This window comes from Desulfurobacterium crinifex (assembly GCF_054656775.1).
The window spans coordinates 910262-922924 of record NZ_BAAHXO010000004.1 but is presented as its reverse complement, the minus strand read 5'-3'; the positions used below and the strand labels follow the sequence as shown (position 1 = coordinate 922924).

At 39.8% G+C, this 12663-nt stretch carries 13 protein-coding genes and 1 tRNA gene; 11 read left to right on the top strand and 3 right to left on the bottom strand.

Annotated elements, in window-relative coordinates; all coding sequences use genetic code 11:
- The first annotated feature begins 27 nt into the window (after positions 1-27).
- Positions 28-1152: a glycosyltransferase family 4 protein gene (locus ACYQ3A_RS06900; RefSeq protein ID WP_459896453.1), complete on the top strand. Its 1125-nt coding sequence runs from the start codon at positions 28-30 to the stop codon at positions 1150-1152.
- Here the strand turns inward: ACYQ3A_RS06900 and ACYQ3A_RS06895 are convergent.
- The 3 genes from ACYQ3A_RS06895 to ACYQ3A_RS06885 all read right to left on the bottom strand — a co-directional run bounded on the left by ACYQ3A_RS06895 (position 1076) and on the right by ACYQ3A_RS06885 (position 3159).
- Positions 1076-2341 carry an O-antigen ligase family protein gene (locus ACYQ3A_RS06895; protein ID WP_459896452.1) on the bottom strand — a complete coding sequence of 422 codons (1266 nt, stop codon included), beginning with the start codon at positions 2339-2341 and terminating at the stop codon, positions 1076-1078. The genes ACYQ3A_RS06900 and ACYQ3A_RS06895 overlap by 77 nt on opposite strands.
- On the bottom strand, positions 2338-3036 hold the full coding sequence (gene thiE, locus ACYQ3A_RS06890) for a thiamine phosphate synthase (protein ID WP_459896450.1): 699 nt from the start codon (positions 3034-3036) through the stop codon (positions 2338-2340). Before thiE ends, ACYQ3A_RS06895 begins: the two co-directional genes overlap by 4 nt.
- A gap of 48 nt (positions 3037-3084) precedes the next feature.
- A tRNA-Val gene (locus ACYQ3A_RS06885) sits at positions 3085-3159 on the bottom strand.
- Between the two features lie 63 nt (positions 3160-3222).
- Here ACYQ3A_RS06885 and rnr point away from each other — a divergent pair.
- The 10 genes from rnr to ACYQ3A_RS06835 all read left to right on the top strand — a co-directional run bounded on the left by rnr (position 3223) and on the right by ACYQ3A_RS06835 (position 12663).
- Complete coding sequence (gene rnr, locus ACYQ3A_RS06880; protein ID WP_459896448.1) at positions 3223-5337, top strand: ribonuclease R; 2115 nt, start codon at positions 3223-3225, stop codon at positions 5335-5337.
- Positions 5338-5500: 163 nt separating this feature from the next.
- Positions 5501-6406 (top strand): histone deacetylase family protein, encoded by a 906-nt coding sequence (locus ACYQ3A_RS06875; RefSeq protein ID WP_459896447.1) that lies wholly within the window; start codon positions 5501-5503, stop codon positions 6404-6406.
- Positions 6407-6498: 92 nt separating this feature from the next.
- Entirely contained in the window at positions 6499-7173 is a 675-nt protein-coding gene (locus ACYQ3A_RS06870; RefSeq protein WP_459896446.1) for a tetratricopeptide repeat protein, read from the top strand.
- The gene (gene upp, locus ACYQ3A_RS06865) at positions 7170-7823 is read left to right on the top strand and encodes a uracil phosphoribosyltransferase (protein WP_459896445.1); all 654 of its coding nucleotides are present in this window, start codon (positions 7170-7172) and stop codon (positions 7821-7823) included. The genes ACYQ3A_RS06870 and upp overlap by 4 nt, the downstream gene beginning before the upstream one ends.
- Positions 7813-9045: a histidine--tRNA ligase gene (gene hisS / locus ACYQ3A_RS06860; RefSeq protein WP_459896444.1), complete on the top strand. Its 1233-nt coding sequence runs from the start codon at positions 7813-7815 to the stop codon at positions 9043-9045. The genes upp and hisS overlap by 11 nt, the downstream gene beginning before the upstream one ends.
- A gap of 2 nt (positions 9046-9047) precedes the next feature.
- A complete protein-coding gene (gene dxr, locus ACYQ3A_RS06855; RefSeq protein ID WP_459896442.1) occupies positions 9048-10166 on the top strand; it encodes a 1-deoxy-D-xylulose-5-phosphate reductoisomerase in 1119 nt (372 codons plus the stop codon).
- Positions 10157-10669, top strand: coding sequence for a cob(I)yrinic acid a,c-diamide adenosyltransferase (locus ACYQ3A_RS06850; protein WP_459896440.1), 513 nt, complete (start codon positions 10157-10159; stop codon positions 10667-10669). The genes dxr and ACYQ3A_RS06850 overlap by 10 nt, the downstream gene beginning before the upstream one ends.
- On the top strand, positions 10644-10820 hold the full coding sequence (locus ACYQ3A_RS06845; protein WP_459896439.1) for a hypothetical protein: 177 nt from the start codon (positions 10644-10646) through the stop codon (positions 10818-10820). Before ACYQ3A_RS06850 ends, ACYQ3A_RS06845 begins: the two co-directional genes overlap by 26 nt.
- The gene (locus ACYQ3A_RS06840; RefSeq protein ID WP_459896437.1) at positions 10820-11491 is read left to right on the top strand and encodes a 7-carboxy-7-deazaguanine synthase QueE; all 672 of its coding nucleotides are present in this window, start codon (positions 10820-10822) and stop codon (positions 11489-11491) included. The genes ACYQ3A_RS06845 and ACYQ3A_RS06840 overlap by 1 nt, the downstream gene beginning before the upstream one ends.
- A complete protein-coding gene (locus ACYQ3A_RS06835) occupies positions 11491-12663 on the top strand; it encodes a 3-deoxy-D-manno-octulosonic acid transferase (protein WP_459896436.1) in 1173 nt (390 codons plus the stop codon). The genes ACYQ3A_RS06840 and ACYQ3A_RS06835 overlap by 1 nt, the downstream gene beginning before the upstream one ends.

The window sequence follows — 12663 nt, the reverse complement described above, 5'->3', positions numbered from 1 at the left end:
TCCTCCTATGCTATAAATTTGTTTGCTATGAAAATCAGGCTAATTATAGGAAAATTCTCAACTTACGGTGGAGCAGAAGTAGTAGCGTACCGTTTTGCCAAATTCCTCTACGAAAGAGGACTTTTGCTTGAAGTTGTATGTGGTAGAAAAGAAGTAGATGATTTTCCAGGAAAAGTACTGGAGCTTGGATTCCTAAAACCTGGTAGATTTCTAAAGACTTTTTCTTTTCAAAAGAAAGTTACGCAGTATCTAAAAGAAAAAGCTCATGATAGTAACGTTGTTAATTTTTCTTTCTCAAAAGTGTTGGGATGCCACGTTTACAGAAATGGAGGAGGAACTCATAAAGGATTTTTAGAAACTTCTATCAGAGCTTATAAGGGATTGGAAAAAATAAAAAAAAGAATTTCAAGAGCCTCAAATCCTATTAATTACTACAATCCTTTCTTAGAAAAACAGATCTTCCTGTCAACTAAAAAGATAATAGCTGTTTCTACAAAAGTAAAAGACGAAATACTCAGATATTATGGACATCAGCTTGAGAAGAAGATAAAGGTTATACCCAACGGAATCAACCAAAAAAAGTTTAATCATGAAAAAAAGAATAAATACAGAACTCAGGAGCGCATGAGGCTTAATTTTAAAGAAAACGATTTTGTTATAGGTTTCGCTTCAAGTAACTTTAAACTTAAAGGACTTGAATACTTAATAAAAGCACTTCAATATCTTGATTCCCAAAAGAAGCTCCTCATTGCAGGTGGAAGAAATCCAGAGTACTATCTTTCCCTTGCAAGAAAGTTGAAAATAGACAATAGAATTAAATTCCTAGGAAAAGTTTCAAAGATGGAAAACTTTTATTCTGCAATAGACTGTTTAGCCCATCCTTCATTTTACGACACTTTTGGAAACGTCATAGCTGAAGCCCTCTCTATGCATGTCTCTGTTTTAGTTTCAAAATATACAGGAGCTAAAGACCTGGTAATAGATGGAAAAAATGGATTTTTGATAGATGAGATTAATGAGAAGAGGTTAGCTCAGCTTATAGGAAAAGTTTCCGAACTCACCCCAGATTTCTCTGTTAACCAGATACTTTCTGACGAAGAAGTGTTTTCTCGCTACCTTGCTGTAGCAGAGCAAAGTTTAATCCAAGAATAAACATCAGAGCAAACTGAACTTCTGCATCCGTAAAGTTGTTTTCGAAAAAGCCTGCAACTAAAAAGCCAACATAACCAGCAAGAAGAGTTTTTATTAATACATCGTATTTAGTTCTATTCCTAAGATTTTTATAGAAAATAATTCCCCAGAAAGCAATATAGCCTAAAAGACCTACGACTCCATATTTCGTAAGAAATTTTAAGTAGATGTTATGAGTTTCTCCTCCATGGAAGTGTCTTTTTAAAACTTTCTCTGATGGAGAATGTTTACCTGTTATTTTTTCAAAACTTGAAGAAAACCTTCTCCATGCGTAATCATCAGCTTTGTAATCCGCACCGAATAACTTTTCTGTAAAGGAATAATCTTTAATAAAGGCATTAAGATGAGAATTCCACAGTACTAATCTATCAAGGTTACTCCAGTTGTCTTTTGTATTTGTAACACTTTCAAATCTATGTTTTACAAAGGGAATGTTTACTGAAAGAGCACCAAGGAATACCAGAGAAAGAACAGCTATCCAGACCTCTTTTCTTTTCTTACCAATCGAAATTACAAGCAGTACGAGGAACACTCCCAATCCAAGCCAGTAAGAACGACTGCCGTTAAATATCAGTGCTAAGAATAGAAAAAAGGAAGTTGTTAGATATAAAGACTTTCTAAAATAGAGGAACGACCCAGTGAAAAGTGTGAAAAGAAGAAAGATAACTCCACCTGTAGTCAACCAATGATTGAGAAGACCTCGAGGACGCACCGTATTTGCATGAAACTCTAACGAACACCAATCTATGTGTTTAATGTTTTGCCAGGTAAATGCTTCAAAAATCACAGAAAATGATAGAACAATAGAAGAAATCGCAAGTAGAAGAAGGAGTTTTTCGAGGTAATCTCTTTTCAACAACGTTCTATAAACTGTAAAGTATGGAACTAAATGCTGATTAAAATCAGTTTTAAGGATTTTTGCAGGAAATTTTATCAATGCTTCTAAAAGTTGAGGTGTCAACAAAAAGAGTAAAGGTTTTAAAGAGGGGAAAGGAGCAGCTTTCTTTGAAATCAACAAAAACAAAAGCCCTAAAAGACCAATTCCAGAAGCTATATTATCCAAGGCTATTGAAGTCGGAATACTAATCGCAAATAGAAAAGTCGAAAAAACAACTAACCTTTCTCCCCAGATCTCTAATCGAGAAATCAATCAATCTCCCTCTCTTTCAGCCTCAAGACATTCTCATACGGATCTCCATTTTCAAAAGCAGCACGAACAACAGCAACTCCTGCGGGCTTGCACTTAAGAACATCATCTATATTCTTTTCATTTATTCCACCTATAGCAACAACAGGAAGCTCCGATATCCTTACAGCTTCACAGAGAGCTTCAACTCCCGTAACAGGATCAGGATTTTCCTTTGTAGTTGTTGGGAAAACGGGACCAAATCCTATGTAATCTGCAAGTTTTTCTTCATTTGCTTTTTTGACCTGATCTATGTTGTGGGTCGAAAGACCAACAATAAATTCCTTTCCAGCTATAGTTCTTACAGCATCTACAGGTAGATCATCTTGACCAACATGAACCCCATCAGCTCTAACGGCAAGTGCTAAATCTAACCGATCGTTAACAATAAAAGAAACATGATGATGCTTTGTTACTTCTCTAACTATCAGGGCCTCTTCGTACATTTCTTTTGCAGTTTTTTTCTTTGCTCTGTACTGAACAACGGTAGCACCACCAAGGATTGCTCTTTCTACGGCTTCACAAATATTGGAAGCATCCAAGAATCTTTCATCAGTGATTACGTAAAGGGAAAGATCTATCTTGGAAGATTGGATGGTTAGATGATTGGAAGGTTGGTTATGGGGGATTGAACTTTGATTTTTTTCGCACTTTCTCAAATCTTCCGACCTTCTAACCTTACTAAAGCCTAATCTTCCGAAAGTCAATGGTAGGGCCGAGGGGTTTCGAACCCCTGACCTCCACCGCGTCAAGGTGGCGCTCTCCCACTGAGCTACGGCCCTATATTTGACACAAGGATAATATAATAGTTTCAGAAAAATTGGCAACAATTCTCCGGAGGAAATATGAATATAGAAAAAGGAATTTTCGAAGCTCTTGAAAAGCTAAACAAACCCTTAAAAGCAAGGGAAATTGCAAAGTTCTTAGGGATTCCCCCAGAAGGAAGAACCGAGCTCCGCGAAAAGCTTAAAGAGCTGGCAAAACAGGGGAAACTGGTAAAGCTAAAGGGGGCAAAGTACGCTCTTCCAGAAAAGCTCAACCTTGTTGTTGGAAAACTCTGTGTTTATAGAGAAGGTTATGGTTTTGTTGACCCAATAGATGGTGGAAAGGGTGTCTTTGTTCCTGGCAGGAACATGAGAGGTGCAATGAACGGGGATATCGTCGCTGTCGAGATCGTAAAAGAGTTCAAAGATGGTAGAAAGGAAGGGAAGATAGTTTCAATCATTGAAAGGTCTGTCAAAAAAGTCGTTGGAAGAGTGGAAAAGACAAGAAGGCACTGCTTTGTTATCCCAGAGGATAAAAGGATCCGATACGATATTCTCCTTACCTCTGAAGATTGCGAAAAGGTTGAAGATGGAGATTTTGTCGTCGTTGAGATAATCTCCTATCCTTCAGAGACAAGAGGACCAGTTGGAAAGCTCCTGGAAAATCTTGGAAGAACTGGTCCAAAACTTGACATTGAGCTCATTATTAGAAAGTACGATCTCCCTACAGAGTTTCCACCTGAAGTTCTTGAAGAAGCAGAAGATATTCCAGATAAAGTTTCAGAAGAAGAAATAAAAGGAAGAGTTGACCTTAGAGAACAGCTCTGCTTTACAATTGACGGTGAAAATGCAAGAGACTTTGACGATGCCGTTGCAATTGAAAAGCTTCCAGACGGCAACTACAAACTCTATGTTCACATTGCAGACGTTTCCCACTATGTAAAACCTGGAAGTGCCCTTGATCTTGAAGCCTACAAGAGAGGAACCAGCGTTTACTTTCCAGATAGATGTATTCCCATGCTTCCAGAAAAACTCTCAAATTGGATCTGCTCCCTTAATCCACACGTTGACAGGCTCACTTTCACATGCGAAATGGTAATAAACAAGAAAGGAATGGTTATTGACTACAAGATCTATGAAAGTGTAATTCACAGCAAAGCGAGACTTACCTACACAATTGCTCAAAAGATTGTAGATGGAGATAAAGAGGCAATAGAGAAATTTCCTCACGTAGTCGATTCCCTTAAGACAATGCACGAACTTGCTCAGATACTCTATAAGAAGCGTTACAAGAGGGGTTCACTTGATTTCGACCTTCCAGAACCTGTTGTAGTTCTTGGTGCTGAAGGTGAACCGATCGACATCTACAAAGCTGAAAGACTCTGGTCTCACAGGATAATTGAAGAGTTTATGATTGCTGCAAACGAGACCGTTGCTGAGTATATGTTCTGGGCAGATTATCCAAGTGTTTACAGGATTCACGAATCCCCGGATAGGGAAAAACTCCAGGAATTTCTAAACTTTGTTAGATCTCTTGGGATAAGAGTTCCAGCAGTCAAAAACGATATTCAACCCAAATTGCTTCAAAAGATCCTTGAAGAGGTAGAAGGTAAAGCTGAAGAAAAATTGATTAACTATCTAATGCTCAGGACTATGGCAAGGGCTAAATACTCTCCAGACAACATTGGACACTTCGGACTCGCGTCTACCTACTACACCCACTTTACCTCTCCAATCAGACGTTACGCAGACCTGCAGCTCCACAGACTTATAAAAATGGCACTAAATGGAGAGTTCACTGCTGAGAGTATTCCCGTCTGGGAAGAGAAACTTGAAATTGTATGTAAACACGTAACTGAAAGGTCAATAAATGCTGATGAAGCTGAAAGGGATGTCATTGAACTCAAGAAACTTCAATACGCAAAGAAGCACATAGGTGAAGTCTTTGAAGCAATAATCAGTGGTATCTCTGAACAGGGACTCTACATAGAGACAATTGAACAGGTAATACCCGGCTTTATCCACATTGCAAGTTTGAAAAACGACTACTACATATGTGTTCCTAAGCAGTATTGTCTTGTTGGTGAGAAGACCAGAACCGTCTTCAGAATTGGAGATAGGCTTTTCGTAAAACTGATAAATGTTGATATTGAAAACAGAAAGGCAGACTTTGAGTTTGTGAGGAAACTGAAGTAATTTTAAAATCCTCCAAGTTTCCCCCTCGTGGGGACACTCCTTCAATTCCTCCCTTATAGGGGAGATAAAGGGATAAGGAGAAAAAGTTCGGTACACACAGTTGTCCTATGACTTATGGATAATGAGTTTAGGAAAGGGAGAACTAAACTAAAGGGTTCAAGATATGAAAACAGCTGTTATTTACGATGACATATACCTTAAACACGATTTACCAACACACCCAGAAAACAGTCTGAGACTTAAATACTTCCTGAAAAGTCTGCCTGAGTTCAACTTTCCTGTTCTGAAACCTAAAGCTGTAAGCTATGAACTACTGAAAGTTATACACAGTGAAAATTACATAGAAGAGGCGAAGCTTTCCTGCAAGGAATATGCTCCTGGTTTTTTCGATCCAGACACTTACTACAACGAATACACATACGATGCGGCAATTTTTGCAGCAGGAGCTGTTGAAAGGGGAGTTGAAATTCTCTTAAAAGGCGATTATGAAGCAGTTTTCTGCGCAGTCAGACCCCCGGGACATCATGCTGAAAAGGATAGAGCGATGGGCTTTTGCATTTTCAACAACGTTGCAGTTGGAGCTGTAAAAGCTCTTCTTTCTGGACTTGAAAGAGTCTTCATAGTCGATTTTGACGCACACCATGGAAATGGAACTCAGCACACGTTTTATACAAATCCTCAAGTTTTCTACTTTTCAACTCACCAGTACCCCTTCTATCCAGGAACAGGAAGTGAGAAGGAGAACAATGACCATATCTTGAACGTTCCAATGGCAGAGGGTTCTGGTGATTTAGAGTATAAGAAAGTCTATGGAGAAATTTACAGAGAAGCACTAAGGAGATTCAAACCTGAAATAATCCTCGTCTCTGCTGGGTACGACCTCCACAGAGACGACCCACTTACAGGACTTGAAGTAACTGATGAGGGGATTCGATTTATCATTGAACAGCTATTGCTATCCTCTAAGGAACTCTCTGTTCCAATTCTTTTTACTCTGGAAGGGGGATATAACCTTTATGCCCTTGAAAGGTGTGGAAGAATAACCTTTGAACTTCTACAATCACTCTAAACGTATTGATTTTTCCTTGTTTTCAATTCAGCATACAGGGTTGAAATTGTTACAATTTCGGTAAACAACTTTAATTATTTTAGGAGGTTTCTTTGAAAAAACCACCATACAAAGTCTACAGGAAAAAGAAAGAGGAGAAACCGCCTGTTCACATTCCAGAAAAGATAGATACCCCTGAGGCAGAGCAACTTGTTGATGACCTATACAAAGTTGGAAACTATTTGCTAACCCACTGGAAGAAAATTGCAGCAGTTCTGGGAGTTATCTTCATCATAGGAGGTAGTTATCTGGGATACGTGTGGTACCGGAGCTCCATTGAACTAAAAGCTTCTCAAATTGTTGATGAGGGATTCTTCAAGCTTGAGGAGGGCAAAGAAAAAGAAGCAGTTAAACTCTTCCGTGAAGCTGAAAAGAACTACCCTGAAGCACCTTCCACACTTGTTGGTAGATTTCTCAAAGGCAAAATTGAAAAGGAAAACAGGGAATTCACATTCTTAATAGAGAAAAACCGCTATCTCACCTCACCACCGTCAAAGAGCTCCCTGATTGCCAGCCATATAGAAAATGGGAAATTGGTCGAAGCAGAAAACATAATATCCCGGATGAAGAGGGACAAGGACTGGACTTATCCAGAAGCTCTTTACGACAGCATTATCATTGCACTCAAAAAAGGAAATAGAGAAAAAGCAATGGAGCTCCTCGAAATTCTCAAGGGAGATTACAAAAATCTCCCAATCACAACCCTTGCAGAGAGGCTTTTAGAATGAAATTAAAAGTTATTGAATCCTCTCTTTCAAAAATCTTCCTCACTATTTTAAGAGACGTAAAGACGAACTATCCCAAGTTTAGAGAGTACCTTGAAAGAATCTCAGAAATCCTCATCTCTGAAGCTCTTGTCAATGTGAACCTGAAAGAATCTGAGATAAAAACTCCCCTTTCAGAAACAATAGGCTTTGAACCGGAAGAGGAAGTTGTCTTCATTCCAATTTTAAGAGCAGGTCTTTCAATGGTTCCTCCAGCGCTAAAGGTTTACCCTTATGGAAGGCTGGGATTTATTGGAACGTATAGAAACGAAGAAACTCTTGAACCTGTTAACTACTACGTTAAATTTCCTCTGATTAAAAATGCCAGGTACTTAATCCTTGATCCAATGCTTGCGACAGGTGGAACTGCTTCCCAGTCAGTAAAAACTTTGATAGAAGCAGGAATTAAAGAGGAGAACATAACCTTTGTCTCTGTGGTCTCTGCCCCAGAAGGAGTGGAAAAACTGAAAGAATTTGAAGGACTCACAGTCGTAACAGCAGCAGTTGATGAAAAACTCAATCAGGATGGATATATTGTTCCAGGTCTTGGAGATGCTGGCGATAGATTCTGTGGAACAGAAAACGTGGAGGTAGTGGAGTCCCATGGAATTTAAAGCAGTTAGAGGAGTTGAGGATTTAATTCCTCCAGAAAGTGAGAAGTTTGAAAAAGTAGTTGAAATATTCAAGGATGTTGTCAAGAAAGCAGGTTTCAGAGAAGTTATCCTACCAATATTTGAAGAAGCAGGACTCTTTTCCCGAAGCGTAGGGGAAACAACTGATATTGTTCAAAAAGAGATGTACGTATTTGAAGATAAGGGTGGAAGGGTAATTGCCCTCCGTCCTGAAGGAACAGCATCGGCAGTCAGGGCTTACATTGAGCATGGTGTTTACGCAAAGGAACCTTTCACAAAGTGGTTTTACGTTGGTCCTATGTTCCGATTCGAAAGACCTCAGGCCGGAAGAAAGAGACAGTTTTTCCAGGCTGGATGTGAAGTCTTTGGTTTATCGTCTCCGGGAGCGGATGCTGAAGTAATAAGAGTAGCTGCCGATATCCTTGACTCTCTCAAAGTTGATTGCTCACTGGAGATCAATTCGATAGGATGTGAAAAGTGCCGTCCAGAGTACAGAAAAGCCCTTATTGAGTTCCTTGAGCAGAGAAAGGAAGAACTTTGTGAAGACTGTCTGAAAAGGTTTGAGAGAAACCCTTTAAGAGTTCTGGACTGCAAAGTTGAAAGTTGTCAAAAAGTTGTTGCTGAAGCACCCAAGATAACAGATTTCATGTGTGATGAATGCAAAGAACACTTTGAAAAATTAAAGGAATACCTGCAAACCTTAGACGTAAAGTTTACAGAGAATCCTCTTCTTGTCAGAGGGCTTGATTACTATACAAGAACCGTTTTTGAATTCAAGTCAGAAAGGCTTGGAGCTCAGAGCACAGTTCTTGCCGGTGGAAGGTACGATAAACTCATCTCCCAACTTGGAGGTCCGGAAACCCCAGCTCTCGGTTTTGCAATGGGAATAGACAGGGTAATGCTCCTCATCCCTGAGAAAGAAGAAGAAAGAAACGGTGTGTTTGTTGTAACAAGAGGAGAAAAAGCTTACAAAGAAGGATTGAAGCTAATAGAGTTCCTGAGGAAAAAAGAAATAAGGGCTGAGATGGATCACAGACAGGGAAGCTTCAAGGCTCAGATGAAAGCTGCTGATAGAGTAAAGGCAAAGTATGTTGTAATAATCGGCGAAGCAGAGGTGGAAGAAGGATTTTTCTCCCTCAAAGAGCTCGAAACAGGAAAACAGGAAAGAGTTGATACTCTTGAAGTACTCATAGCAAGGCTTTAAAGATGAAGAACGTTTTAATCCTTGGTTCAACAGGTTCAATTGGAGAGAACACTCTTGACGTAATCTCAAGATTTCCAGAAAAGTTCAGAGTAAAGGCACTCATAGCAGGAAGTAACGTCAAAAAGCTAAAAGAACAGGCTGAAAGGTTTAAACCTGACGCTGTTTGTCTTGTAAATTCCAATGAAAACTTATCATTTGATGGCAGGTTCTACACAGGGCTTGAAGGGTTAAAAAAGCTTATTGAAGAAACTGACTTTGATATATGTGTCTCTGCTATAACAGGTTCAGCAGGTATTTTACCTACCTACTGGGCTTCTAAAAAAGGCGCCAGAATTGCCCTCGCAAACAAAGAATCCTTAGTGTGTGCAGGAAAGTTCATTGTAGAGACAGCTAAGGAGATTATTCCTGTTGACAGCGAACACTCGGCAATATTCCAATGCCTCAACGGAGAGAAGAGAGAGAATATCAAAGAGATAATACTCACAGCATCTGGAGGACCTTTCAGGAAGAGAAGAAACCTCGAAAACGTAACCGTAGAAGAGGCTCTGAAGCATCCCAACTGGGATATGGGAAAGAAGGTAACAATCGACTCTGCCACTCTGATGAACAAAGGACTTGAGGTTATAGAAGCCTACTGGCTGTTCAACTTGAAATTAGATCAGATAAAAGTTGTCATTCACCCCCAGAGCATAGTCCATTCCTTTGTCAGGTTTATTGACAACTCTGTCCTTGCACAGCTTGGTGTACCTGATATGAGAATTCCGATTAGTTACGCTCTCAGCTATCCAGAAAGATTGCCGCTTGAAACTCCTGAGCTGCACTTAGACCTTTACGGCCTGAATCTAACTTTTGAAGAACCGGACTTTAAAAGATTTCCTGCCCTAAGACTTGCCTATGACGCCTTACGCCTTGGCTACCCTTACCCTATTGTTCTCAACGCCGCTGACGAGATAGCTGTAGAGCTCTTCCTGAATGGAGAAATAAAGTTTACAGAAATTCCTATCCTGATAGAGAAGACCCTGGAGAAATCGGAATTCAGAGAACCAGCTTCCATCGAAGAGGTCATTGAAATAGACAGAGAAGCGAGGAGAATCGCTCTGGAGATCGCCAGATGCCTTTAGAGAAGGGGCTGGTTCATGTATATACAGGAAACGGTAAGGGAAAAACCTCTGCTGCCCTTGGCCTCTGTATGAGAGCCCTTGGAAGAGGATTAAGGTGTTGTTTTATACAGTTCATAAAAGGTGTTGTCACCGGAGAGATGATCACAGCCAGCAAACTTTCTGACTTCTGCTTTATCCAGACAGGCAGACCGGGATACGATTTCAAAGTGATTGAGGAAGACTACCGGAGAGCCGAAGAGGGAATAAAAATAGCTGAAGAGAAGATAAAGGAATTTGACGTTCTGGTTCTCGATGAAATAAACGTCGCCGTTCACCTGAAACTCATTCCGGTAGAAAGAGTGGTAAAGTTAATTAAAGGAAAACCAAAGCACGTTGAATTAATTCTCACAGGGCGGTACGCCAGAAGGGAAATTGTAGAACTTGCAGACTATGTAACAGAGTTAAAATTGATAAAACATCCTTACTACAGAGGTATCAATGGGAGAGAAGGCGTTGATTTTTAAACTGATAGCCGCTTCTGTCATACCTCTTCTTCTTTCTGGCTGTGTTCCTCTACTGGTTGCAGGTAGTGCAGGTGCCGCTGCTGGTTACTACGCAGGTAAGCACTACAACATAGAGGTAGAATCACCTATAAAGGTTGAGAAGAAGGAATAATGTCCATCATACATATATCAGAACTTTTCATATCCATTCAGGGCGAAGGGATTGATGCGGGAGCTCCGTCATTCTTTATTAGAACCTCCGGTTGTTCAATAGGCTGTAAGTACTGCGACACAAAGTATTCCTGGAGCAGAGGCAAGGAGTGGAAGATCGATGATCTGATTGAAGAAGTTCTAAAATCCGAAATCCCTGAAGTTGTTATTACAGGTGGAGAACCTGTTGAGGAGAAAAATCTGCCAGTTCTTATCAGGAAACTCTCATGTATAGATTCCATCAGAAAAATAACCCTTGAAACCTGTGGACACATTTTCAGAAATGACCTCGGAGCTCCAAAGTTAAAAATCGTTCTTTCCCCAAAACCTCCCACAATGGAAGTTGAATTTCCTGAAAGAGCTCTACAGAAGTTTCTGGCTACTTACGAAAATACCTATATCAAGTTTGCCGTTTACGACAAAAAGGACTTGGAAGTTATTAGACAGTTTACCTACAGAAACGCAAAACTCATAAGAAAACCTATAGTAATCCAACCCCTTGAAGTCCCTTTTGAAAACTACGTTGAGACTTCAAAACGGGTTTCTGAACTTGTTATTGCTGACAGAGAGTTTATCAACGACTTTGAAATCAAAATAATTCCACAACTCCACAAGTTAATCGGGTTAAAGTAATGGGTATTTTCTTTTACAATCTGCTCCTGCTCTCTACTATTTCCCTCTATCCGGCAGTCAAATTTGCAACAAGAAAGAGAGGAAGCGTATCTCTTCTCAACAGGTTCAAAACAGATTTTCCGGAACTCAAAGGAAAAATCATGCTTCACCTTGCAAGCATCGGAGAGGTCAACTCTGTCAAACCCCTTGTAAACCGGATAAAGGATAAAGTCGCTCTCACAGTGTTTACAGATTATGGACTTGAAAGGGCAAAAAAGACCTATCCAGAAATTCCATCACGAATTCTTCCCTTTGACTTCTATCCAGTAGTGAGAATCTTCCTTGAAAAGAACCGACCAGAGAAAATCTTGATATATGAAACAGAAATCTGGCCCTCTCTCCTCTATCTGGCAGGAAAAATGGAAATTCCTGTTTTCATGGTGAGCGGTAAAATTTCTGAGAGAAGTTTTGAAAATTACAGGAAATTCAAATTCTTCTTTGGACCACTCCTTAAAAATATTACTTTCCTTGCAAGGTCTCAAAAAGATTCGATGAGGGCTAAGGAGTTGGGATTCAGAAAGGTGGAGTTTGTAGGAGATCTAAAATTTGACGTAGAAAAACCTGAACAGCTTTCAGATCTCCACATAGAAGGGAAAAGGAAAGTCATCATCTGGGGCAGTACTCACCCTGGAGAAGAGGAAATCGCCTTTGAGATTCACAAAAAGCTAAAGGAAAAGTTCCCTGATATCCTCACAATCATCGCTCCAAGACACATAGGAAGGGCTAAAGAGATAAATCCACCATCAAGATTTGCACTTAGAAGCGAAACAAAAAACATTACTAAAGACGTTGAGTTCTACATAGTTGACACAATAGGAGAACTCTCTTCTCTCTACAGATTTGGTGATGTGATAGTAATAGGCGGTAGTTTCATTCAAGGAATAGGTGGCCATAATCCCGTTGAAGGAGTTCTTTGGAAAAAACCTGTAATACTTGGTATCTACGGAAAGGATTTTCTCGAAATTGCACAGCGGTTAAAGGCACCTGTTCTAAAAAAGGAAGAACTTTTACCATTTGTAGAAAAGCTCCTCTCTGATGAGGTATTTCACAAAGAGGTCTCAGAAACTATTTTTAAGTCCTATCAAAAGGAAAAAGGTGTTACCGACAGGATATTGAAGGCTATAGGAGAATAA